Source organism: Pseudalkalibacillus sp. Hm43, from assembly GCF_051842935.1.
Classification (GTDB): domain Bacteria; phylum Bacillota; class Bacilli; order Bacillales; family Fictibacillaceae; genus Pseudalkalibacillus.
This window is the reverse complement of sequence record NZ_JBPXRR010000001.1, coordinates 399,557-420,846: the sequence shown is the minus strand read 5'-3', so window position 1 is coordinate 420,846 and position 21,290 is coordinate 399,557. Positions and strand designations below refer to the sequence as shown.

At 47.3% G+C, this 21,290-nt stretch carries 25 protein-coding genes; 7 read left to right on the top strand and 18 right to left on the bottom strand.

Annotated elements, in window-relative coordinates:
• Positions 1–30 precede the first annotated feature (30 nt).
• The 3 genes from ACSVDE_RS02220 to ACSVDE_RS02210 all read right to left on the bottom strand — a co-directional run bounded on the left by ACSVDE_RS02220 (position 31) and on the right by ACSVDE_RS02210 (position 1,572).
• The gene (locus tag ACSVDE_RS02220) at positions 31–192 is read right to left on the bottom strand and encodes a hypothetical protein (RefSeq protein ID WP_439299330.1); all 162 of its coding nucleotides are present in this window, start codon (positions 190–192) and stop codon (positions 31–33) included.
• Positions 193–376: 184 nt separating this feature from the next.
• Positions 377–541: a hypothetical protein gene (locus tag ACSVDE_RS02215; RefSeq protein WP_439299329.1), complete on the bottom strand. Its 165-nt coding sequence runs from the start codon at positions 539–541 to the stop codon at positions 377–379.
• 227 nt (positions 542–768) lie between these two features.
• A complete protein-coding gene (locus ACSVDE_RS02210) occupies positions 769–1,572 on the bottom strand; it encodes an alpha/beta fold hydrolase (protein WP_439299328.1) in 804 nt (267 codons plus the stop codon).
• 229 nt (positions 1,573–1,801) lie between these two features.
• Here ACSVDE_RS02210 and ACSVDE_RS02205 point away from each other — a divergent pair, with 229 nt between their 5' ends.
• Positions 1,802–2,371 carry a biotin transporter BioY gene (locus tag ACSVDE_RS02205; protein ID WP_439299327.1) on the top strand — a complete coding sequence of 190 codons (570 nt, stop codon included), beginning with the start codon at positions 1,802–1,804 and terminating at the stop codon, positions 2,369–2,371.
• Here the strand turns inward: ACSVDE_RS02205 and ACSVDE_RS02200 are convergent.
• From ACSVDE_RS02200 to ACSVDE_RS02190, 3 genes are read right to left on the bottom strand one after another with little or no spacing between them, the layout of a single operon-like run.
• On the bottom strand, positions 2,351–3,835 hold the full coding sequence (locus tag ACSVDE_RS02200) for a SagB family peptide dehydrogenase (RefSeq protein ID WP_439299326.1): 1,485 nt from the start codon (positions 3,833–3,835) through the stop codon (positions 2,351–2,353). The genes ACSVDE_RS02205 and ACSVDE_RS02200 overlap by 21 nt on opposite strands.
• 14 nt (positions 3,836–3,849) lie before the next feature.
• Positions 3,850–5,775: a TOMM precursor leader peptide-binding protein gene (locus ACSVDE_RS02195; protein ID WP_439299325.1), complete on the bottom strand. Its 1,926-nt coding sequence runs from the start codon at positions 5,773–5,775 to the stop codon at positions 3,850–3,852.
• The gene (locus ACSVDE_RS02190; protein WP_439299324.1) at positions 5,772–7,586 is read right to left on the bottom strand and encodes a putative thiazole-containing bacteriocin maturation protein; all 1,815 of its coding nucleotides are present in this window, start codon (positions 7,584–7,586) and stop codon (positions 5,772–5,774) included. Before ACSVDE_RS02190 ends, ACSVDE_RS02195 begins: the two co-directional genes overlap by 4 nt.
• Positions 7,587–7,776: 190 nt before the next feature.
• Here ACSVDE_RS02190 and ACSVDE_RS02185 point away from each other — a divergent pair, with 190 nt between their 5' ends.
• Positions 7,777–8,193: a hypothetical protein gene (locus tag ACSVDE_RS02185; protein WP_439299323.1), complete on the top strand. Its 417-nt coding sequence runs from the start codon at positions 7,777–7,779 to the stop codon at positions 8,191–8,193.
• On the opposite strand, the gene ACSVDE_RS02180 is transcribed toward ACSVDE_RS02185, so the two are convergent.
• The 5 genes from ACSVDE_RS02180 to nikA are packed head-to-tail and all read right to left on the bottom strand — an operon-like array spanning position 8,190 to position 13,214.
• Positions 8,190–8,945 (bottom strand): ABC transporter ATP-binding protein, encoded by a 756-nt coding sequence (locus ACSVDE_RS02180; protein ID WP_439299322.1) that lies wholly within the window; start codon positions 8,943–8,945, stop codon positions 8,190–8,192. The genes ACSVDE_RS02185 and ACSVDE_RS02180 overlap by 4 nt on opposite strands.
• Positions 8,914–9,912, bottom strand: a complete 999-nt coding sequence (locus tag ACSVDE_RS02175) for an ABC transporter ATP-binding protein (protein ID WP_439299321.1) — start codon at positions 9,910–9,912, stop codon at positions 8,914–8,916. The genes ACSVDE_RS02180 and ACSVDE_RS02175 overlap by 32 nt, the downstream gene beginning before the upstream one ends.
• An 11-nt stretch (positions 9,913–9,923) precedes the next feature.
• Positions 9,924–10,757, bottom strand: a complete 834-nt coding sequence (gene nikC / locus ACSVDE_RS02170; protein WP_439299320.1) for a nickel transporter permease — start codon at positions 10,755–10,757, stop codon at positions 9,924–9,926.
• Positions 10,754–11,695, bottom strand: coding sequence for a nickel ABC transporter permease (gene nikB / locus ACSVDE_RS02165; protein ID WP_439299319.1), 942 nt, complete (start codon positions 11,693–11,695; stop codon positions 10,754–10,756). Before nikB ends, nikC begins: the two co-directional genes overlap by 4 nt.
• Position 11,696: 1 nt before the next feature.
• Complete coding sequence (gene nikA, locus ACSVDE_RS02160; protein WP_439299318.1) at positions 11,697–13,214, bottom strand: nickel ABC transporter substrate-binding protein; 1,518 nt, start codon at positions 13,212–13,214, stop codon at positions 11,697–11,699.
• Positions 13,215–13,517: 303 nt separating this feature from the next.
• On the opposite strand from nikA, the gene ACSVDE_RS02155 reads away from it, so the two are divergent.
• Positions 13,518–14,414: an alpha/beta hydrolase gene (locus tag ACSVDE_RS02155; RefSeq protein WP_439299317.1), complete on the top strand. Its 897-nt coding sequence runs from the start codon at positions 13,518–13,520 to the stop codon at positions 14,412–14,414.
• A gap of 41 nt (positions 14,415–14,455) precedes the next feature.
• Here ACSVDE_RS02155 and ACSVDE_RS02150 read toward each other — a convergent pair whose 3' ends face one another.
• Positions 14,456–14,752, bottom strand: a complete 297-nt coding sequence (locus ACSVDE_RS02150) for a hypothetical protein (protein WP_439299316.1) — start codon at positions 14,750–14,752, stop codon at positions 14,456–14,458.
• A 186-nt stretch (positions 14,753–14,938) separates the two neighbouring features.
• Between ACSVDE_RS02150 and ACSVDE_RS02145 the strand changes: the two genes are divergently transcribed.
• Positions 14,939–15,274 carry an ArsR/SmtB family transcription factor gene (locus tag ACSVDE_RS02145; RefSeq protein WP_439299315.1) on the top strand — a complete coding sequence of 112 codons (336 nt, stop codon included), beginning with the start codon at positions 14,939–14,941 and terminating at the stop codon, positions 15,272–15,274.
• A 42-nt stretch (positions 15,275–15,316) separates the two neighbouring features.
• Positions 15,317–15,838, top strand: coding sequence for an SRPBCC domain-containing protein (locus ACSVDE_RS02140; protein ID WP_439299314.1), 522 nt, complete (start codon positions 15,317–15,319; stop codon positions 15,836–15,838).
• A 69-nt stretch (positions 15,839–15,907) separates the two neighbouring features.
• Here the strand turns inward: ACSVDE_RS02140 and ACSVDE_RS02135 are convergent, their stop codons facing one another.
• Complete coding sequence (locus ACSVDE_RS02135; RefSeq protein ID WP_439299313.1) at positions 15,908–16,084, bottom strand: hypothetical protein; 177 nt, start codon at positions 16,082–16,084, stop codon at positions 15,908–15,910.
• A 333-nt stretch (positions 16,085–16,417) separates the two neighbouring features.
• Between ACSVDE_RS02135 and ACSVDE_RS02130 the strand changes: the two genes are divergently transcribed.
• Positions 16,418–16,615: a DUF2188 domain-containing protein gene (locus tag ACSVDE_RS02130; RefSeq protein WP_439299312.1), complete on the top strand. Its 198-nt coding sequence runs from the start codon at positions 16,418–16,420 to the stop codon at positions 16,613–16,615.
• 189 nt (positions 16,616–16,804) lie between these two features.
• On the opposite strand, the gene ACSVDE_RS02125 is transcribed toward ACSVDE_RS02130, so the two are convergent.
• The 4 genes from ACSVDE_RS02125 to ACSVDE_RS02110 all read right to left on the bottom strand — a co-directional run bounded on the left by ACSVDE_RS02125 (position 16,805) and on the right by ACSVDE_RS02110 (position 19,684).
• On the bottom strand, positions 16,805–17,014 hold the full coding sequence (locus ACSVDE_RS02125; RefSeq protein ID WP_439299311.1) for a hypothetical protein: 210 nt from the start codon (positions 17,012–17,014) through the stop codon (positions 16,805–16,807).
• Positions 17,015–17,119: 105 nt separating this feature from the next.
• Positions 17,120–17,827, bottom strand: a complete 708-nt coding sequence (locus tag ACSVDE_RS02120; protein WP_439299310.1) for a nitroreductase family protein — start codon at positions 17,825–17,827, stop codon at positions 17,120–17,122.
• 113 nt (positions 17,828–17,940) lie between these two features.
• Positions 17,941–18,351 (bottom strand): RrF2 family transcriptional regulator, encoded by a 411-nt coding sequence (locus ACSVDE_RS02115; protein WP_439299309.1) that lies wholly within the window; start codon positions 18,349–18,351, stop codon positions 17,941–17,943.
• Positions 18,352–18,412: 61 nt separating this feature from the next.
• Positions 18,413–19,684, bottom strand: coding sequence for an alpha/beta hydrolase (locus tag ACSVDE_RS02110; RefSeq protein WP_439299308.1), 1,272 nt, complete (start codon positions 19,682–19,684; stop codon positions 18,413–18,415).
• A 119-nt stretch (positions 19,685–19,803) separates the two neighbouring features.
• On the opposite strand from ACSVDE_RS02110, the gene ACSVDE_RS02105 reads away from it, so the two are divergent.
• Complete coding sequence (locus ACSVDE_RS02105) at positions 19,804–20,175, top strand: hypothetical protein (protein WP_439299307.1); 372 nt, start codon at positions 19,804–19,806, stop codon at positions 20,173–20,175.
• A gap of 151 nt (positions 20,176–20,326) precedes the next feature.
• Here the strand turns inward: ACSVDE_RS02105 and ACSVDE_RS02100 are convergent, their stop codons facing one another.
• Entirely contained in the window at positions 20,327–21,220 is an 894-nt protein-coding gene (locus ACSVDE_RS02100) for a hypothetical protein (protein WP_439299306.1), read from the bottom strand.
• Between the last annotated feature and the right edge of the window lie 70 nt (positions 21,221–21,290).

The following is a 21,290-nucleotide window of genomic DNA, read 5'->3' as shown; positions in this document are numbered from 1 at the left end:
TGGTCTAGGACCATCACTCTACTAAATTGACTATTTTTTTACTTTAGTCGCAGCCCCGCAACCACTTGAACAACTACAAGCACCTGGGTTCGTATCTGCGTTTCTTACTGGTGTTCCTGTCGCACCTACACCAAACTTAGAACGAATTCCTGTAGGCTTTTTCACAGGGTTTTTACCTTTAGTATCAGCCATGTGTTTCACCCTTTCATTTTTCTGAATTTTGTAACTACACTTGGAAGTATGAATATTTTGTCTAATTATGTAAAGTCTTCTTATACTGGTAAAAATAGTATAATAGTCACTTGATATTTCTGCCCGATAAACGAGTGAAGTGGAGTAAGCCATTTAGTGTCACTTACTCCACTCCCCCTTATGATTATGCTTTCTTGACCTTCGTTGCAGCACCACATCCACTGGAACATCCACAACCACCACCTGGATCATGTGCGTTTCTATCAGGAGTTCCGTTGACGCCTACACCGAACTTGGAGCGCGTACCTGTCTGTTTTTTAATCGGATTCTTACCTTTTGTATGAGCCAATATGAATTCACCCCCTTTGTCATAATTTAGTAGATTTCAGAAAAGTATGTATTTTCCAAATTCTACTTGTAGTATAGAAAAGTTTTCCAAATAAAGAAAGTTTAATATCCAAATAATTGGAAAAATGAATCTATTGGACTATTTAACAATAAATGTAATGTTGACGTTTATAGACATGAAAAAAGGGCAACTGATGATCAGTCAGAAGCCCGTTAAAATATGACTATTTACAATGACTCAACAAATGCCTTTACAACTTTGTTGAAACTTTCTGGTTCTTCTAAAAACGGGCAGTGGCAGCTGTTTTCGAAAATGGTGAGCTGTGAGTTTTGCATACGTTCATGGATGTATTCTCCTGCTGCGACGGGGATGAGTTTCTCTTCGCGTCCGAAGCATAAGAGGGTCGGAGTTTGGATGCCTTCGTATTGCTCTCGGTAGTCAACGACTGTTTGATCGAAGAGAATCGCACTCGCAACGGACTCTGGCAGTTTCGTCGTTTCTTCGAGCATCCAGTCGAAGTCTTCTTGAGAGAGCTCGTTTTTAAACATGAGTGGGATGAACTCAGTCAGGAATCCGGTGCGGTTGTTCTGGACTTCGCGCATGAGGTGGATGAGGGTAGGAAAGTCGAAAGCGCCCATCGGGAAGTCCTCCCATTTGTAATCGGACGGCAGTTCATCGACAATGACCGTTCCTTTGACGTTGTGGTCGCCGAACTGCTGGAGATAATCCCAAACGACGAACGCTCCCATCGACCAACCGACGAGCACGACATCCTTGAGGTTCAGTTTTTCAATGAACGTCTGGACGTCTTTTGCGTAGTTGGCGACGGTGTGTCCGTGATGGCATTTGGTAGACTCCCCGTGTCCGCGGAGATCGAGCAGAATCGCACGGTGGTTTTTACTGAAAAACTCGGTCTGCTTCCGGAAGAACTTGCTGCTCATCCAGACGCCATGGATGAATATGACCGGCGTCCCCTCCCCGACATCTTCATAAAACAAGTCGACTTGATCCTCCACGCTTACATACGGCATAGTGATGACCTCCTTTTTCGTGGTTACATCTTACTAAATTCAAAGATCCACTTCGTTTTTTCTAAAACCACTCGTGATTTTTCTAAGACCCTTTATGAAATTTCTAAAACGAAGCTCCGAATTTCTAAAACCAAGGCCAAAAATTCTAAGACTACCCAACAATCGAATTATATGTTAACTTATTTATGTTATAAGTTAACATTTTTCTAATGAAAGAGGGGTTATGAAAATGAAGTTAGACAGAGTCAGAATGATTACGTTGTGCGCGATGTTCGCTGCGGTTACAGCGATCTTCGCACAGATTGAAATTCCGTTGCCGATCGTCCCGATCAGCGGACAGACGCTGGCAGTCGGGTTGACGGCGACGATCCTCGGTAGCCGTTATGGTGCGGTTGCGATGCTTTGCTATGTGGGCATGGGCGCGATTGGTTTGCCAGTCTTTGCTGAAGCGAAAGGCGGCGCGCAAGTGCTTGTCGGGCCAACTGGCGGTTACATATTCGGGTTCATCGTCACGGCATTCGTGACTGGATGGATCCTTGAGCGCACGAAGTTCAACCTTACGTGGGCGCTCGTTGCGAACACGATCGGAATGGTCATTACGCTCGTGATGGGCTGCATCCAGCTGAAGTACGTCCTCGATATGTCTTGGACACAGGCGCTTGCCGTCGGTGTGTATCCGTTCATCGTCGTCGGATTGATTAAGGCGTTTTTAGCAAGTTGGATCGGAATTACAGTGCGTAAGCGATTGGTTCATGCGAAATTGCTGCGCGTTTCCAAGCTAGAAAAGGCTGCCTCTTAGTGCCACTCTCGGGTGCACAGGTCCGATTGGAACTTGGATGAGGCAGGTCTCGTGGCGATACGAATAGATGTCATCGCAAAGCTTCACATCGAAACCGAGGAGCGGGTGGCCCCCGAGTCCGAGGACTGTGGCTGCTGTCAGCAACCGTTGTAACAGCCTTCCCGCTTCCATCTGCAGAATCCGATAATCCCGTTTACGGAATTCTTTCGGGCTGATGATATGGAAACAGAGCGGAACTTGATAGAGATTCACGTTATGGGCGGTCATTCCGGCTTGCAGCTGCAACCGGAAGTCGCCCTTTTTTAATAACCGCAACGTATGGGTGCAATGATCGTATTCATACGCTCCATCCGGTAACCCTTCTACATTGTAAAAGCAACCGGCAATTGCAAGAGATGGTGCTGAGTCACTTCTCGGGGGTGCATTCATCGTATGCTGAAGCATGGTTGCAACTTGCGATAATGGAATTTTTCCCATCGTAAAATCCATGCCTGGTGAGTATCTTCGCCGGTAAGCTTCCATCAGATTCTCTGACAGTGGCTCTCCATTCGGTAAAAGAAACCCTCCCTGAATCGGCTTCCTTCTTGATTTTACAGGTTCAGAAAATTGTTCGGTCGACTCGATTTTTATGGCGTCATTCATACGTTGGATCATCGGAAAATCGAGTACCTTTTGAGAATGGACGTAATGGTCGGATTGGATCGCTGGAATGCTTCCGACAACCGTTTCTGCGGTATACGTCTTCGTGTCCTGCGTACGGATTGTCTTTTCAGAAAGCGGAATCACGGCATAGACATTTTCGTCTTGGTCATCGAATCCGAGCAGATGATTCAACGGCTGATCGAGAAACTGATAGTACACATTTGTTTCGTAGCCGTATTGCTTGCTCACCTCCAGCAGTTGGCCGATGGCGACTCCTGCGTCCAGCCCTTGAAGCCGGTAACTGAAGTTGTTGTACTTGAAAAAGTTCTTCCAGAACATCGTTGAGATGAAAACAGCGGCGAAACATTCCGCCATATCGCATCGACCGCCGAGCGTTTTCTGGATATAGTCATCAAAGTTCCCTTCCCGCAAGCATACGAGACGGTGATGAGCGACGTCGTAATGGTAGATGCCCGGTGTGACACCCTCCACTTTTACATAAAGATAGATTTCGTTCGGATAGAGCCCTCCACCAGAAGGGACAAACCTGCGGAGGGACTGGGAAACGTCCTCTGTAAAAACATCTTTCGCTTGCGAAACCTGGTTCAATCCGTACGTGAACCAGAGAAAATGCGACATGTTTTCCATTGTCGGTTTCCTCTCCACTTTTTCAAAGGTAAGCGGCACTTCCGATGACAACGGGACGACCCGCAAGTTGCGATACAGCTTATACGGAAGCGGTGCGTCGTCCCAGTCTACCTCCCAATCCGGGGGGCTCACCCGCTCGATGTCGTAATGGAGGTTGTAGAGAAAGTCGTTCATGGTGACCCTCCTTCCTACGGGAACGGGTGCGGAAACGGGTTGAGCGTTTCGTAAGTGAGCGGTTCCTCCACATACCCGAGTTCCATCGGCACCTTGAGCACACGTTCGAGTCCCTTGTAACGGGTCAAGTGATGGCCGAACGTCATCGGCAGCATGCCCGGTATGAGGACTTTCATGCAATGGAGGCCGTTCTGCCGGACTTCCGGTGTCGTCTGGTCGACAACGATGACATCAAGCCCGAGTTCGTGTAGCTTCTGGATGATCTCTTTCAGTTCCTCGGTCAGATCCGGGTTCTTCGGTCGTTCCGGGAACGCCTGCCCGAACGTCTGCATCGGCCCGTTATCCTTCAGTAAAAAGTTCAGCCGTTCCTCCGCCTCCTTCAGTCCATACAGCATCCCGTGATCATCCATCCGCCGGACGAGTGAGTCATTATGGAGCATTTTCATGTGCTCTGCTTTGCCTGTTTCGAACTTTTCATCCATATTGAGCACCATACCGGCCAGTTCGTACACCGCGCTTTTCGTCGCGCGGATTGGGTCGAGGTGGGCACCCGCCGCACAAATGATGTTCATCCCTTCCTCTTTCCGGTTCTTCGCCATCGCCCACACACCTGGGATGCCGTGTTCCATTGTTGCATTGTACAGATGAAGGTCATAGCCTGCGACATCCCGCATCCGCGTCACCATCTGCTCGAGCTCTTTGTCACCGGCGGACTTCGGGTCGAGCCGCGGCAGCTCGAGTTGTGCGTACCAGGTGAGCAGGAACGCATCTCGTTCGATGACTTCCATAATTCCGTAAAAGATCGCTTCTTCCCGGCTTCCACCGAGCGCACAGCCATTGGATGTCTCGAATATGAAACCGCCACCGCAGCCCATGCTGTAATAGGCGAGCAGCTCAGGCACGAGCATCGGCTTTTCCTGTAAAAACGAGTAGCCCCACACCCAGTTCATTTTCCTGTCTGGGTCGAACTTTTTGAATGGAAAGTTCGGCAGCGCGTATTGTTCATCGGAATGAACGCCGACCGACAGCGGGTTCAACGCGTGATCCTTGATGTTATTATAGGCGTCACGGACGACGGTCTTTTTGCCTCGGGCACCGATTCCACACGATCGTTCCAGTGCTTCGAGGATCGCGGTCGATGTGCTCAGTTCATACGAGTGCGTCCGACCAGCTGTTCCTTCGTTTCCGTTGAAGAGCGGCAGATTGACGATCACGTCTGCGAAAATGGTCTGCGGGTCATACGTTTTGGAGTTCAGCATGCCGGTCCGGTTGTCGAGATAATCTTTCGCGAGCGCTTGCTTCAGCTCACCCATCGGACGGCACCGGTATGTGTCCAGGCTCACTTTCATGCTCGGTTCAAGTTTCATCTCTTCCGGAGCATCCGCCGGGATCTCTGCACAATTCGGACACATCGCATCCGGCAAGATGGTACGCCATGAGTTTTCAAGCGTTTTTAGACTGAGCAGGCACACATGGTTTTCAGACTGTGGATTCTCTCCTTTAAGAAGTTTGCAAACTTCCGACTGTAAAACGAGTGCCATCTGTAGGAAACCTGAGTTGGATGTCCAGGCGTCGGGGTTCCGGTCTTGAATCGACACCTGTTGCTGCCGTAGGTCCCACATTTCTTTCCGGTCACGCCCCGCCATCAACATCCGCGTATCGGCGCACTGGGAACAGCCCGCTTCTCCTGGTCGGACGAGGGGCCCGATGACACCTTCTCCAAATGAAACGAACCCTCGGAGCCATGGAATATCGAGCATTTCTTCCGCCTGTTGGTGGACTGCCGGCACCCATGTGTCATGTAAAACGAGCGCGAGTTCCGCTTGAGGCAATCCTTTTTCCACTTCAGCCCTTCGGATCACTTCACATTGACCTTTCAGTTGGTTGCACACATATTCTGCGAGCACGCCGTGACCAATCACGAGAACCGTCTGCATCATTCCACCACCTCCTCTCGCAAGAGGACACCATAGACACCGAGTTCATCCTTTTTGAACAGGGCCTCCATCTTCAATTCGTACACATCACACGTTTCGGTGATTTTGAAAAGATCGATTTCGAGTTGTGGAACGTCAAGTGCTTGTGGATCACACTTGGTTACGGTTACGTTTTCCGTACAGATCGCATTCGTGTGGCAATCCTTCAATATCGCTTTCTCCAGGCAGCATCTGAGTGCCTGCGTCACATTCATTCCGGCACTGCCGTACCAACAATCATTGACGCACACCCAGGTGACCGGATAACCGAATAGATACTCTCCCAGGAACACGCATGGTTCCTCCAACACGTTCATGTAAAACTTGCAATGGTCGTCAGTGACCTCACCTAGTTTTACAGGCGTTAATGTATGCTCACCGCGTGCTTTCAGTTTTTCCATGAGACATTTCTGTACACCGCGGCTGATGCCTTCTTCCGCCGTTTCACCTGCACCGACCCCGTTATAGGCGGGCTGGAACGAGTCGATCAGTCTTCCACAATAGTCTTCCACGCCGACTAGCCCCGCTTCTTTCCGCGCTTCCTCGTGCGTGAGTCCGCTGCAATTTTTCACCGGTAAAAGTTCCGCCGGTCCATCGCAGATCGGGTCTGCCACCTGAACCGCGCACTGCGACAGTGGAATCTGGTTGAGGTCGCCCTCTTCCCAGCGATGGAAAATGCCGGTCACCTGAGACGTCATCCTGCCGAACGTGAGGAACAACTCGCTCTCTTCCTTCTTCTCTCGATTCAGCGAATCGACTTTTACAATCGAGGTGCAGTCCGTCACCCTTGGATATGGTCGGAAGGTGTGCCATTTTCCGGTCAGTGTAAAAAGGTCCAACGTGTAGAGCTGGTTAGGGGTGGTGCTGACGCCTGTCATCGTCTTGAAGCCTTCAAACACGCAAAGGTTCGCGAGCAACGCGCCGGCGGTCGTTGCATATAGACCTGTCGAGTGCTCGTTTTCCAATGCGCTCTGATGCAAGCTTCGCCACGCCGATTCCCAACATGCCTCTGAATCCGGTGTAACGACCGGACCTGCCATCCCTACTTTTTCAAAACAGACGGCCGGAATGAATCGTTTGTTCTGATCGCGGCAGACAGCGTGAAGGACTCTGAGCTCCTCCAGCTCGCCCGTTTGCGAAACATAGTAGACGGTCTCGAACGGTTCGATGACCTCGCTCCATGAGCGGACCGCTTCTGCTTTCGTAACGACCTCGACTGCAACTTGCGGGTCGGTTTTACGGGCATGGGACGTTAATTCCGCGAGCCGCTTTCGGTTCGTCTCGACTTCTTCATTCACGAGTACGTGGAAATTCGGGAGACCAGACTCGAGAAGTGCATTGACGAGCGACAGGAAAAACGGACCCGAGCCGATTGCGAGCACTTTTTCCTTCCGGTATTGTTCAAAACGATAAGCGCCTGAACCGCCGAAACTGTTCAGGAACTCGATCTGTGATGCGTATTTGGTGAGGACGTCCTCCTTCAATCCATGTGGTTTGTAGTCGCTGATGTCCTGGACGAACCCATTCTGATGGAGGGCTTCCGCAATCTCGTAAACTCTCTTTTTGTATGGTTCCGGAAGGCCATCGGTGAGCTCTGCCAAACTATGGTCGCCGTTGAACATCGGCACTAGTTTTTCTATCCAGCGATCAATTGATTCCCCTTCCATTTGGAAAGATCCTGCGTTGTTCCGGAAATACACCCGCCCTGCGGCATCCGGCAGAAAGAACGTATCCCGGTTCACTTTCAAACGCATCGTCGGTGTCATTTTGGTCATACGCGCTCCTCCTCACTGTGAGAGCTGTCCTATCCTACAAAAACGTCATTCTTACTGATTGTATGAGCGGGAATTTGTCTCTTATGTATAGGAGTTTGATGGTATACTCGAATTATCATATTTTACCAGTTAAAGAGAGAAGGTTGGGGTGCAGATGAAGACTTCTTTTGCGGGTATAGGGGTGTTTTGTATGTTGCTTCTGGTGTTGCCGTTTCAAGCATTGGCGACATCCTGGGTGTATCCATTTGTCGTTTGGGACGGCTTTATGTATGAAGTGACCGATGATTATATCACGGACGTGGAGCGAGAAATCGGCCATGTGACGAGCTATTCGGATATGAACACGATGTCCGGTAACTTTTCAAACGCATATCGGAAAGGGACGAAATACTATGAGATTACTGGCGTGAGTACGGATGAGGCGATTGCGGTTGAAATCGGTAAAGTGCAGTATAAGAAGGCGTTCCGTCGCGGGGAATATGCTTATACCAACAGTCCAGTCCATGTTGTACAAAAGGGGACGACTATTGTTCTCATTGGACTCCTTATTGCAGCAGTGATCTATTTTTTGATTCGAATGAGGCGTATTGTGGGAGGGTCGAGCTAACCCTCCGCAAATTTAATCAGTGCTTTTGTATAATCATGCCGATCATGGTCCAACAGGCGTTTGGACTTGAATGTCTCCACAATCGCCCCGTCATTCATGACCATGATGTCCTCACATAGATAACGGACAGCCGCTATGTCGTGTGAAATGAATAAGAAAGCCATACCGAATCGGTTTTGCAGATCCTTCAAAAGGTTCAAGATTTGCGCTTGTACGGAAACGTCGAGGCTGGAGGTCGGTTCGTCTAGGATAAGTAATTTGGGATGCAAGCTGATGCCTCTTGCAATGGAAATCCTCTGCTTCTGTCCACCGCTCAATTCGTGGGGAAGTCTGCGTAGCAGTGCTTCTTCAATCCCGACCCTTTCACCTAATTCGACGGCTTTTTGATACAGTCTTTGCTTATTCCGTAGGGAAGGTGTCCATTTGTTGATGTGAAAATTGCTGTACGGTTCCATCATGCTCACCCTAACCGGTAATTTAGGATTCAGTGAGGAACTCGGATCCTGCAGGATGATTTGCATGTCTTTGTAGGTTTGCTTCCGTTTTTTGTGCAGGCATCTTTCGTCAAAGAAGATCTTTCCGGATTGAATCTGTTCAATGCCCGTGATGCATTTGATCAATGTACTCTTGCCACTCCCGCTTCCTCCGACGATTCCAAGGGATTCACCGTGCCCAAGCGCAAATGTGATATCCTTCAACACTTCGACATCGCCGTACTTTTTACTGATGGACTGGACTTCGAGCAACGACATGTTCATCCTCCTTCCAATCGGAAAGCTTCGAATAGTGATGACAGGCGAGACGGTGGCTTCCCTTTCCGCTCAATACGACTGGTATTTCAAAACACTCACTTCCTGAAAAAGGACACCTTCTAGCAAATGGACACCCGTTCCGATGGATGTCCCCTGGTTCTCCGGGAATGACGGAAAGAATTTGCACACCGTTCGTGATGCGAGGTTTTGCTTCCATTAGCAGTCTCGTGTAAGGATGGATGGCTTGACGTTTGATCTGTTGGATTTCCCCAATTTCCATGATTTCGCCCCCATACATCACAGCCACCACATCGCTGATTTTCAAGACTTGATTCAGCTGATGAGAGATGAAAATGATCGCTGTGCCAAAATCTTCGCGTAAACCATTGAGCAGATTCAAAATCTCTTCGGCGTTCTCCCCATCCAAAGCGGTGGTCACTTCGTCACAGATAAGCAGCTTGGGTTCAAGGATCATCGCAGAGGCAATGACTGCACGCTGAAGCTGTCCGCCGCTCAGTTGAAAGAGGTACGAATCAAACACCTTATGGGGTTGAAGCTTGACTCGCTCGAGCATATCGTAGATTTTGACCTTCCGTTGCTTCTTATTTAACGAGGTATGTGTTTGTAGAAGTTCATCCATCTGGTGACCGATTTTAAAAAATGGCGAGAACCCGCTGTTGTAATCTTGTGGGATATAACCGATGCTACTGCCGATCACCTTACGAATCTCGTCAAGATCATGAAATGACAGGTCCTGATCATAAAAGCGGATCGTACCACTCTTCTTCAATTCAGGCGGCAGCGCTCCGAGGATTGCGCTTGCTGTTATGCTTTTTCCGCTCCCGCTTTCACCTATGAGACCTACAATCTGCTTCTCCTCAACCTCTAGCGATAAGTTGTTGACAATAACCTGATCGTCAAGACTGTTAAAGATTTTCAAGCCGTCGATCTTTAGAATTGGATCCATCTTCTCCCCCCCTATCTCCGCTTGCCATCCAGTTGGTCACGAATCCCATCTCCTATCAGATTGAACGCCATGACCACAAGCATGATGGCGAGCCCGGGAAAGATGATTAAAGAAGGCGACGCATGAAAATAGAGCCTGCCTTCATTGAGCATCGTCCCCCATTCGGGTATAGGTGGTTGTGCACCTAGACCGATATAGGACAAGGACGAGATCAAGAGTATGACTTTGCCCATATCCAATGTAGCGAGTACGATGGTAGGTGCTAAAACATGCCGGGACAGATGAAGGGTAATCGTTTTCCATACACTGCTTCCGCTCAACTTCGAAATAGTTATGTAATCCTTATGCTTCTCTGTCAGGACAATCCCTCTCGCCAACCGGGCATAGCCTACCCATTTGACGAACACGATGGCCATCAGTACATTCCATATGCCTGGTCCTAAAAGGGCTGTGATGACGATGGCAACCAGAAAATCAGGAAATGCGACAAAGCTATCAATAATCCGCATCAGCACTTGATCCATCTTTTTTCCTAAAAAGCCAGATATCATGCCGAGCGGCAGACCAATGAGCAAGGAGACGAGAATTGCGACAAAAGAAATGCCTAAAGTATAGGTCGCCCCTTCCGCAATCCGTGCAAGGATATCCCGACCTAATTGATCGGTCCCTAGCGGGTGTTCCAGGCTGGATGGCAGAAGTCTCTCTCCCGTATTGACCGTATAAGGATCATGTTCAGTCCATAAAGGTATTCCAAGAATGATACCAACGATCATGATCAAAAGGAACCCACCGGTCAGTACGAAGGGGTTCCATTTGGTTTGAATGCGTCTTGTGAGCGTCGTCATGCTTGGTGCTCCTTTAATCTCAGTCTCGGATCCAGCACATAATAAGAAAGGTCAACAATCAAATTCACGAGCATCACAAAAATACCCGCGAACAGGATATAGCCTTGGATGAGTGGATAATCTCTATTAAGGATGGCTTCGACCGCCATTTTACCAAGACCCGGCCAGGAAAAGAGAATCTCTACGACGATGGCACCCGCCAACAGATTGCCGAGGCTCATGCCGAACATCGTGATGACGGGAATCAAGCTTTCTCTCAATGCATACTTGAAAGTCAAGCTCTTCTCTTTGATCCCTCTGATTTTCAAAAGGTGGATGTATGGCTTATTCATCGTATCAAGCATACTTGCTCTAAGCAGTCTGGCATAAACCGCGGCCATCGCCAAACCGAGTGTCACAGATGGGAGGATCATACTTTCAATCCCCTGGTAACCGATAAAAGGTAAAATGCCCAACTCCACACAGATCACTTGAATCAACAATAGCCCCAACCAAAAATTCGGAATGGATGCGCCTAAGAAAGCAAATCCCCTTCCGAGATGATCGATCATCTTGGATTGGTGTATCGCTGAATACACACCTAACGGAATCGAGACCATCAGTACGACGAGCATGCCTCCCCCCATCAGCTGAAGGGTAGCAGGAATCCTGTTCATGATTTCATCCGTGACTGGACGGTTGGTGAGATACGATTCGCCAAAATCGAATTGTAATGCCTGTTGCAGCCACCTGACATATTGGACGTGAAGAGGGAGATCGAATCCCATTTCACGTCTTACTTCTTGTATTTCCGCTTGTGTGATCGTCACTTCATCCACGTTGAGCATTGATTTTACAGGATCGCCAGGCGCGAGTTTAATCAAGATGAAGCTCAAGAACGTGATGCAGAAAAGGACGATCACTAATTGAATGATCCTGGATAGGCATAGCCGTAACATCTCATTCAACATCCAATGTGTGCGTGATCAAATAGTGCTCTTGTTCTCCAGGGTGAAAGTGTTTGACCCGATCGTTCATGGCAACGGTAAGCGTAGGGTGCACGATGAACGATTGGTAGACTTTCTCATTCGTGATGCCTTCTATGTCCTTCGCGAGCGCATTCCGTTTTTCAGGTTCTGTCATCTGGTTGAGTTCGGAAACTTTTTCATTGATAGCAGGATCATCGATCTCTCCGACATTCAGTGCCCCGTCTGGAAGATAGGCTACATTCAGGAAGTAACCCGCATCTCCTCTTGGAGCGGTTAGGTTGCTATAAGTTGCAATGTCCCAATCCTCGTTCGTACTTAAATATTCATCAATGTTATCCACGGTCTTGATGTTCATCTTCACCCCAAGCTGTTCAGCATTGGATTGGATCATCTGAGCAATCAACGGCAGCTCCGGTCTCGACTGATAGGTGATCATGTTCAAGACCAGTGGTTGACCAGCCTTCGACATTCTGCCATCTTTCTCTGTATACCCCGCTTCTTCCAGCAACGTTTTCGCTTTATGTACATCTAGTGAAGCCGGCTTTTCCCCAAGACTGAACGGGAACTCAGGATTGAACGGTCCGCCAGCAGGCACCGCAAGTTTGCCCATAATGTCTTTCGCGACCGCTTCCCGATCGATAAGAGCGTCAATCGCTTTTCTCACCTTCAGATCGTCGACTTGCTGACTCTTCAAGTTATACGCGATAAAATGCGTGCGTAAGCTGCTGTTGGATTCCACTTTGAGGTTCTTCTCCTCTTTCAGAGATGAAGCGATGTCAGATGGAAGGTAATAAACGATATCGGCTTCTCCTGATCTCAACGCCATCGCCCGAGCATTGGCGTCTGTGTTGAATCCGAAGTTCACCTTGTCCAACTTAGGCTCTCCATCCCAATAAGCCGTGTACTTGGATAGTTCTACATTCACTTCCGATTGGAACTGCTCGACCTTGAACGGCCCTGTCCCTACCGGCTGTTTACTAAGTGTTTCATCCTCATCCATTTTGACGATCGAGGTATGTGGATGCGTCAGTTCTGAAGGGAAGGCAGCGAGTGGTTCTGTCGTTTTGAAAATGACTTGATTCCCTTCCACACTGATCGTGTCAATTTTTAAAGCCGCTTTCACCGACTCACTCACGTCAATGGCTCTCTGGAAAGATTCTTTCACGGCATGCGCATCCATTTCAGTACCGTCTTGAAACGTAATGCCTTCCTTAATCGTGAAAGTCCAGGTCGTTGGATCTGTGTTCTCCCATTCACTTGCAAGCCATGGCTCGAGCTCCAAGTCCTCGTTCAGCTTTACCAGTGTTTCTGTAATGCCTGCTCTGACTGCTGTACTATTCTGATCAATATGTGGATCCAAGGTTGAGGCAGTAAAGTTAAAGAGAAATGTCAGTTCTTTTTCCCCTGAAGTCCCATTCGTCTGTCCAGATGAACAGGCTGTAACGACTAACATCAATACGAGTAATGTGAATAAGTGTTTTATTTTCATCTGATGTCCCCCTATCTTGTGGTAAATCGAAATTATTACGATTTAATCCGCAAAAAAATTTAGTTCCGATTGGAACCGACTAAAGATGTTGAACGATAAGACTATGTAAATGGAGCTTCTCCCCTTTTGAAAGGAAATGATGATGGTGCGCAAATCGTAATTATTACGTTTTGTATGTTACCTTCACCGGTTCATAAAGTCAATAGAATTTATTCTTTGTGCAATGTTTTATATAATTTAGTGAAAACCAACAGCTTACTTTATTCCTATACAGGGTAAACAGCTAAAAAAGGGGGGCTCCCTGTGTTGAAATGGACTGCTGCAAAGTTGATTCGACTTTTATCGAGTGAAGATGATCCAACGGTCGATCATCAAGAAGTGAAAGAAAAGAAAGACGTATTAATCCATACGAGTGTGAAGCCGACTGACATTACCATCTATTATCCGATGAACACAACCGTTGAAAAACTGCCGGTGTACATGAACCTTCACGGAGGCGCGTTCATCATGAATTCGAAAGAGATGGATGATGTGTATTGCCGGCGCATCGCCAATCATACCGGTTGCGCAGTGGTCAATGTGGATTATGGGAAGGCTCCTGAGTACTCATTTCCTCAGCCCATCCAGCAATGCTATGAGGTTCTACAATGGATTCGTGCGCATACGGAAGAACTGAGTTTCGACCGGGAAAAGATCATGATCGGTGGTCAGAGCTCTGGTGCGAACATCACTGCTGCCCTCTGCCTCTTTTTAAAAGAACGGAACGAGCCACAACCGTTGCTGCAGGTGTTATCTTGTCCGATGGTCGATTTCGTGACGCCGCATGCGGATAAGCCGGAACCCGATCCTAGAAGGGCGAAATATCCTCAGGTCGCGAACTTCATGAACCGGTGCTATGTACCGAATGCTGATCTTGAAAAACACCCGCATGCCTCTCCTGTTCTTGCTGATAACGTGGAAGGTTTGGCGAGCGCGCTTTTTATCATCGCTGAGTATGATGCTTTTCATCCTGAAGGAATAGCTTACGCAGATAAGCTAGAAAAGGCCGGCGTCCCTGTCCGGAAACACGTATTCAAAGATTGCTATCACGCTTTTACACATAAAGGTCCTAATGATCGGGCTGAAGAAGCCTGGGCTTTGATCGAGGAGACCATCAAGGAAACCGTCTCGCAAAAACAACTGCATGTAACGTATGAATAGGAAACGACCCGTAACTGGTACGGGTCGTTTTTTTCCACCTATTATTCCTCTTCTGATCCACCTGCGCAACCGCCGCATCTACCGCAGCCACCGCAACGGCCACATCCACCACATCGGGCACATCGAGCACAGCCTCCGCAACGTGCGCATCCGCCACATCCTCCGCAACGAGCACAGCCGAAACATCGGAAACAGCCAAAGCAACCGAAGCAACCTACACACGCACCAACAATGATCCGCTCATCATCAGAGTCTCCATGCTGCTCACTCGGCACCATTTGGCTCGCCTTGTAGTCCCCAACATTCAAGTCCCTGATGTCTTTGTGAAAATCGGTCATGTCTTAACCTCCATATGTTCAATTTAAAATTCCATGTGAAGAGACCTATTACCCTACAACAACTCTCCTCAACAAAATATGAACATAGGTTGGGCATTGTTACAGATTGAGTTTGTCGAAAACTTTTACGTGGAAAAATTTAAATATTCCTTGACGGGAATATTCCCTTTAGAGTATATTGGATGTATGGAAAAGATACTAAGTGCTCTCGCTGAGCACAACCGATTAAAGATTATAGAACTCTTGCGTGAACAGCATCTAACCGTAGGAGAAATCGCTGAGCAACTTGATCTCCGTCAGCCTCAGGTCTCAAAACACCTGAAAGTCTTGAGTGAAGCGGGTCTAGTCGCAGTCTTTCCAGTGGGCAACAAGCGGATTTACCAATTAAGGGGAGAGCCATTCAAGCAGTTGGATCGATGGTTGGCATCTTATCGTGACATTCAGGATGCGCGGTTCGATCGCTTGGATGCATATCTGAAAGAACTACAACGTAATGACGAGAATCATGGCAGTGAGCAGTGATGGCTTTACATTCTTTTTAAAAAAGATGATGGAGGAATGAAAATGTCAAACAATCCTGTAACAAAGAGCATTACAACGAGTGTAGAAGGTCGAGATCTCATTATGGAACGCGTTTTCGATGCCCCGAAGGAATTGGTTTTCAAGGCGTATGCGGAAAAAGACCATCTAGAAAAATGGTGGGGCCCTGAAGGCTGGGAGACGAAAGTTATGGCGTTTGAATTCAAGCCTGGTGGCGAATGGCGCTACTGCATGACTTGTGTGGATAAGAACCAGGGGGACTTCTTCGGGATGGAATCGTGTGGATTGGCGGAGTATCAAGAGATTTCCGCACCAGAGAAGATCGTTTACAAGGATTCTTTTACCGACAAGGAAGGCAATAAGCTCGAGATGCCTGAGATGCTGATCACAATCAACTTCGAGGATCATGAAGGAAAGACGAAGCTCGTCAGCCGTACACAATTTGCAACGGAAGAAGCGCTTCAACAAGTCATCGACATGGGCGTGGAACAAGGTGTCGCTTCCCAATTCAAGAAATTGGATGCTTACCTGGAAAAATTGCAATAACGAACAAAACCGAGCACTCCCTCTTAGAGGGGAATGCTCGGTTTTTCTTTTGACGTATGGAGGATGGGTTCAGGTCTGCTGGCTGCTCTCGATGGCGGCATCCCAATTCGGAAAATAATACAGTGCGTTTCTCATCAGCTCCGGGTTGGACTTCTTCACCTGCTTTTTGCGCGGTGCCTCCCCTTCCTTTTGTGCTAAGTTCGAAATCTGCTGGACAACTTCTTCAAGGCTCATACTCGCTTCCATTGTCTTTCCTCCCTTGTTTAGGTTAGTTACCATTCTAACCTTAACCCCCCTTCAAGATACCCTTATTTTTACTTTTTTCCTATCGAGGGCGGTGGTCTTTCTTTATAATTGAGGTAGCGGATTGTTTACGGAGGTGGATGTTGATGAGTGGATTGGCTGGATTGGGGATCTTTTTCGCAGGTCTCGGGGTCTTTTTTGCAGGTTGCGGATTTCTCTGGTGGTGCTCATTATATGAAAAACGGCACATTGGAAAAAAGCAGGATTAGATTGTACGTTTGACGGCTCCTCCTCGTGGGAAGTGTTGTATAACGACGCATTGAGGAGGTTGTACAAATGAAGAAGTATCATGTAGTTCCAGATAGAGACGTCCAGGGCTGGTACGTGAAAATCGAAGACACAGCCCCGGTCGATCATTATGAAATGAAAACCGATGCGATCGAGTACGCCGAAAAGATTGCGCAGGAAAACAAGCCGAGCAAGCTGTACATCCTGGATCAGGATCGCGAAGTCGTAGAAGAGCGAAAGTATTAAATGAAGAGGGCTGCCCTTAATGGGGCAGCCTTTCCGTATTTATGTAGGAAAATCGTACTGTTTTCTAAAACGAGGCAGTGTTTTTACAAGACTGCACCTCATTTTTGTAAATCGAGGTAGTATTTTTGTAAAACCAACTGCTATTTTTCTAAAACGAGGAGCGATTTTTCTAAAACAAGGACTCAAAACTCAAATCGGCCGGTAACAATTCGGGCATTCCTGGCTGTTTTTCCCTCTAAAAAACTCCGTATCGCAGTATTGACACTTAATGAGCGCAGAATTAGGTGCCATCAAGCCTTTCAAGCCACCTTTTTGGACCTTTCTGGACGAAATCAATCCATATTTCAGCTCCAGAACCAACAAGACGCCTAACAACAAAAAACCGAAAAAGATCATCATAGAAATCTTCTCCCTTCAGCATCTTCTTTCCCCTTTTACAGAAAATAACACACAAAAAAACTGGAGAGTATGCCTCCCCAGCTGAAATGAAGTGCAGCAGTGCACTTAGTACTTATTCCATTGTAAAACTTCGTCCAGCGGCAGGCGGTTCTTCTCAAATCCAGCCTTCGCGCCTTTTCCGAGTGCGATCAACATGACCGGCTCGAAATTCTCCGGAACACGGAATGCTTCGACGAACTTCTCCTGGTCGAATCCGCCCATCGGCACCGTGTCATAACCCTTAGCTTTTGCCGCAAGCATCAATTGCATGGAAACGAGCCCACCGTCGATCATCGCGATCTTCAATAAACGCTCTTCCGGAAAGCTTCCGTACCCTTGCGTAATGCTGTTCACATACGTGTTCTTCAGCTCTTCATCCATTCGGCCCATCTCGACGAGTTCTCCGAAAATGCGTTCAGCGTTTTTGTAGCCTTCACGATCTCCAAGGACAGCGATGACTGCGGATGCTTCCACGACCTGTTGTTGGTTGTTCGCGATCGGAAGCAACTCTTCTTTCGCAGCCTGATCCTGGATGACGAGGAATCTCCATGGCTGAAGGTTGGATGAAGACGGTGCCTGACTTGCCACCTCCAACAATTCACGGATTTCTTCTTCAGAAATTTTTACCGTCGGGTCGTATTGACGGACGGAACGACGTTCTTTGGCGACTGTGAAAAAGTCTGTATCCTCAAGAACTTTCGGTGCTCCTGCATCTTTATTAAGATCTTTCGCTTTATTTAAATATTCTTCTTTGCTCATCGTTTTTTGCGACATGTTTGTTGGCTCCCTTTAACTGTAATTATTTCAGGAACAGTATATCTGCTAAACTGTAACTTTGTCAAGAACAGTTAACTGGAGAAAAAAACGAAACCTTCTAAGTTTCGTTTTTAACGGATGAGATCCGCGATCGTCTTCTGTTTCAGGCCTTCGACGAGCCAGCTTTCCATTTCGTCCTTCAGTTCAAAAAGCGCTTCCCTAGTCGGCGGCGCAAAGCATTCCTTGCTTTCGACACCGAGGAAACCTTTCTGCGAATTCTCTGCTTTCATCGCCTCGTACACTTCTGCAAGTGTGATTTCCTCCGGCTTTTTCACAAGGGAATAACCACCGTCACGACCTTCCTTCGCCTGGATCAAGTCGGCCTTCACCAGGTGCGTCAATATTTTACGTAAAAAGGCGGATTGGGACTCGAGCTTCTCCGCGATCTTGCCGCTCGGACACAGGGTATCCTCTTCAGCAAGAACGATCAAAGCTTGCAGCGCCATTCCAAACCATTTCGTATTTGATACTTTCTCAGCCATCACGTTTCACCTCTTCATCCCTTCTATTCTGCGGCATCCGTGAAGGAATGTCAAAGCCTCCCTATTGTAAAAACTCCAGAATTCCCGAAAGCAAACCATCTGCGAGCGGTAACGATGGATCTGAATATGTCGCGATATTCTTCTCTCGATCCGCCGGCGCTTCCTTCAGCACGTGGTTCATTTTATCGACTAAAAGCAAGGTCGCATCCTCATCCACTTTTGCCAAAGCTTCCGCATCCTGCTTCGGTACTTGGATGTCGTGCGTTCCATTGATGATGAGCGCAGGGATGTCGAGTTTCTGAATTTCATTAGTCGGTTCGTATTTCATCCAAGAAATAAGGAACGGTTGGACGCTCGGTTTGAACATGTTCATGAGCTGTTGGTCGACCTCGGCGACGGTCTCCCCTTTTCTCAACGATTCCAGGATCTGCTCACTTTCTTTTTTGAGATCATCCGGTAAGGTCTGCAACTGTTCCGCTAAAACTTCATCGATCGAACGGCCCGCTCCCGCTATGGAAATAAACGCATCTGCTTCCGAATTTTGAGCCGCCACCATGCCAACGAGCGACCCCTGGCTGTGGCCGATTACGTAGATGTCCGTGAACCGCTCATCGTTGTTCAGTTTCTCGATCCACATTTCAGCATCTTTGATGAAAAGATCGAAACGGAGATCCTTTTCGTCCATGATCGCTTGCGCATTTTTCCCAGCACCACGCTTATCGTATCGGAGACTCGCAATACCTTCCTCTGCCAAACCTTCCGCCAACAGCTTCAGGCTGTTGTTTTTACCAGGAAGTGCAGGCGAATTACCGTTGCGATCCGTCGGTCCAGACCCTGGGATGATAATCGCGATCGGGGACGGTTCTTTTGTTTCAGGCGTAAGCAAAGAACCATACAGTTTACCCGTTTCTGTCTCAATCGTTAGAAACTCTTCTTTCTCTTCAGGCTCTTGGGCGTTTTCAGGTTCGCCTTTCACCACTTCAAACGGAAGCGACTTCCCTTGTTGTGTGAACGTACCCGTAATTTTCTCGTTTTTCAACGTTCCCTTGAAGTAGATGTTCTGTCCGGAAAACGGCATCTTGAACGAAACATCGCCTTCTTTAATGGTCACTTGAGTGAGCTCGAAATCCTCTACGTTTTGCACGGGAATCGAGATTGTTCCTGAGAGTTGATCTTCATTTTTAAACTTGAGGATGATGTTCAATGGCTGACCGGGCACTTCAATCGAGCCGTTCCAAGTTCCAACGAGTTGATCTGCCTCTTGTTCGTCACTACATCCTGTGAATACGAGCACCATCAAGGCTATTGTTGTCCATACAATCCACTTTTTCATATGTACCGCTCCTTTTCTCAACTACTATACATACGATTGAAGAGCTCGTTGGTTCCGTTTTGAAACATTCGTTACGATGATTCGTATACGTTTTAGCGGAAGAAAAGGAGGGCGGTTGCATGAAGAAGTTTGTGGTATTTACATTGCTGGTGGGTTTCGTACTCGGTGCTAGCATCTATTGGAACAAAAGCTGTCACGTTTTTCGATCAGATTTGATAAAAGAAGCGTTTACTCAAGCTAAGGTGATTCCTACGAATGGAGAAGAGGTTGCGCTTACGAAAGAAGAGGTATCTACACTGCTCACCAAGATCAACAACTGCCCACGTAAAGGAACTCAGGAAATGAGCTTTCCTGGACCTGATGGCCGGATTGTTTTTTCAAATGAAGAAGAGTCCGTTTCGGTTACTTATTTAGGCTCTCTCGAACGTGGACTGGACATCCTTTACTCCGGACATATCATCCGCACAGAGTTCCAGCGATCATCACCTTGATTTGAGCTATAAATTTCAATTTTTATTGGAAATAACACCCTTTTTATGGGAAATAACCGAAAACTGATCTATAATTTCTCATTTTTATGGGAAAACGCGAAAACTGATCTATAAATTGAAAAAAGAGGATGACACGAGGTCATCCTCTCCCTTATTGTTGTTCTTTCACTTCAATATTCAGTGAAAATCCTAAGCTCATATCCGTCCAATCGGCATTGATCCCGTAACCGTACATTCCTGGCTCGTTCGGGACTACCCACTGACCATCTGTAATCATCGTTTTCTGAATTTCATCGTTTTTCCAGTACGATATTTGAATCTCGGGTTCTTCGGGACTGTTCTCGAAAGTGAAGTTCAAAGTATCACCTGGCTCCACCACAATGTCTCCTTCAGACCCATACAGATTTGTAGAGGTGAGTGGATAGACGTCCCTTCCACATCGCTCTTTGTCATCATTATCCCAACAGGCCATCGGCTTTACATCGGTATATTCTTCACCATCCACTATGATAACCGGTTCTGGAAACCCTTCCTTATCCAACCTTGCCACTTCTTGGTCCGTTTGGATCTCGTGATTAATAGCAGGAATAATGTAAAAGCCAGTAATAATAGCTGGTAAAATCATAGCCAATAAGATTGGTTTCCATTGAACTTTCTTCTTTTTCTGAAGCGAGTAAACCAACTCATCTATGATAAAAAAGATAGCTGCGATTATGATTGTGGCTACGCTAAATACATATTCGGGCCAAAAGAGCGCAGTAACAGCAGCAAAACCAATATGTATGAGGTATGCGAAGGCCATACGTTTCCATCCACTCATTTTTTTCGTCAGAAATTCAGAAAGAATGGATACCGGGAGACCATATGCGAATATTACAGGTACAAAAAAGATTAAATAAAGGGTCAGCCAATCAGAAAAACCGTCTGTAATATGTTCTAAACCTGTTTCTCGAAAATAGGTGATGAATAAGCCAAGATAAGTTGAAATAAGGATGAATGCAAGAATACAAGTAATGACAGTGACTAATAACTTTCGTAAAAACATTTGAACCCCCAAGGCATGTGAATTTTCTCACATATCATCATACCTGTTTTTTACATATTTGGACAGGGTC

What these genes read in the sequence shown, in the direction of transcription:
- ACSVDE_RS02220 (WP_439299330.1), bottom strand. Translation starts at nt 192, where the DNA reads ATGGCTGATACTAAAGGTAAAAACCCTGTGAAAAAGCCTACAGGAATT.
- ACSVDE_RS02210 (WP_439299328.1), bottom strand. Translation starts at nt 1,572, where the DNA reads ATGCCGTATGTAAGCGTGGAGGATCAAGTCGACTTGTTTTATGAAGAT.
- ACSVDE_RS02205 (WP_439299327.1), top strand. Translation starts at nt 1,802, where the DNA reads ATGAAGTTAGACAGAGTCAGAATGATTACGTTGTGCGCGATGTTCGCT.
- ACSVDE_RS02200 (WP_439299326.1), bottom strand. Translation starts at nt 3,835, where the DNA reads ATGAACGACTTTCTCTACAACCTCCATTACGACATCGAGCGGGTGAGC.
- ACSVDE_RS02195 (WP_439299325.1), bottom strand. Translation starts at nt 5,775, where the DNA reads ATGATGCAGACGGTTCTCGTGATTGGTCACGGCGTGCTCGCAGAATAT.
- ACSVDE_RS02190 (WP_439299324.1), bottom strand. Translation starts at nt 7,586, where the DNA reads ATGACCAAAATGACACCGACGATGCGTTTGAAAGTGAACCGGGATACG.
- ACSVDE_RS02185 (WP_439299323.1), top strand. Translation starts at nt 7,777, where the DNA reads ATGTTGCTTCTGGTGTTGCCGTTTCAAGCATTGGCGACATCCTGGGTG.
- ACSVDE_RS02180 (WP_439299322.1), bottom strand. Translation starts at nt 8,945, where the DNA reads ATGTCGTTGCTCGAAGTCCAGTCCATCAGTAAAAAGTACGGCGATGTC.
- ACSVDE_RS02175 (WP_439299321.1), bottom strand. Translation starts at nt 9,912, where the DNA reads ATGGATCCAATTCTAAAGATCGACGGCTTGAAAATCTTTAACAGTCTT.
- nikC (WP_439299320.1), bottom strand. Translation starts at nt 10,757, where the DNA reads ATGACGACGCTCACAAGACGCATTCAAACCAAATGGAACCCCTTCGTA.
- nikB (WP_439299319.1), bottom strand. Translation starts at nt 11,695, where the DNA reads ATGTTACGGCTATGCCTATCCAGGATCATTCAATTAGTGATCGTCCTT.
- nikA (WP_439299318.1), bottom strand. Translation starts at nt 13,214, where the DNA reads ATGAAAATAAAACACTTATTCACATTACTCGTATTGATGTTAGTCGTT.
- ACSVDE_RS02150 (WP_439299316.1), bottom strand. Translation starts at nt 14,752, where the DNA reads ATGACCGATTTTCACAAAGACATCAGGGACTTGAATGTTGGGGACTAC.
- ACSVDE_RS02145 (WP_439299315.1), top strand. Translation starts at nt 14,939, where the DNA reads ATGGAAAAGATACTAAGTGCTCTCGCTGAGCACAACCGATTAAAGATT.
- ACSVDE_RS02140 (WP_439299314.1), top strand. Translation starts at nt 15,317, where the DNA reads ATGTCAAACAATCCTGTAACAAAGAGCATTACAACGAGTGTAGAAGGT.
- ACSVDE_RS02135 (WP_439299313.1), bottom strand. Translation starts at nt 16,084, where the DNA reads ATGGAAGCGAGTATGAGCCTTGAAGAAGTTGTCCAGCAGATTTCGAAC.
- ACSVDE_RS02130 (WP_439299312.1), top strand. Translation starts at nt 16,418, where the DNA reads ATGAAGAAGTATCATGTAGTTCCAGATAGAGACGTCCAGGGCTGGTAC.
- ACSVDE_RS02125 (WP_439299311.1), bottom strand. Translation starts at nt 17,014, where the DNA reads ATGATGATCTTTTTCGGTTTTTTGTTGTTAGGCGTCTTGTTGGTTCTG.
- ACSVDE_RS02120 (WP_439299310.1), bottom strand. Translation starts at nt 17,827, where the DNA reads ATGTCGCAAAAAACGATGAGCAAAGAAGAATATTTAAATAAAGCGAAA.
- ACSVDE_RS02115 (WP_439299309.1), bottom strand. Translation starts at nt 18,351, where the DNA reads ATGGCTGAGAAAGTATCAAATACGAAATGGTTTGGAATGGCGCTGCAA.
- ACSVDE_RS02110 (WP_439299308.1), bottom strand. Translation starts at nt 19,684, where the DNA reads ATGAAAAAGTGGATTGTATGGACAACAATAGCCTTGATGGTGCTCGTA.
- ACSVDE_RS02105 (WP_439299307.1), top strand. Translation starts at nt 19,804, where the DNA reads ATGAAGAAGTTTGTGGTATTTACATTGCTGGTGGGTTTCGTACTCGGT.
- ACSVDE_RS02100 (WP_439299306.1), bottom strand. Translation starts at nt 21,220, where the DNA reads ATGTTTTTACGAAAGTTATTAGTCACTGTCATTACTTGTATTCTTGCA.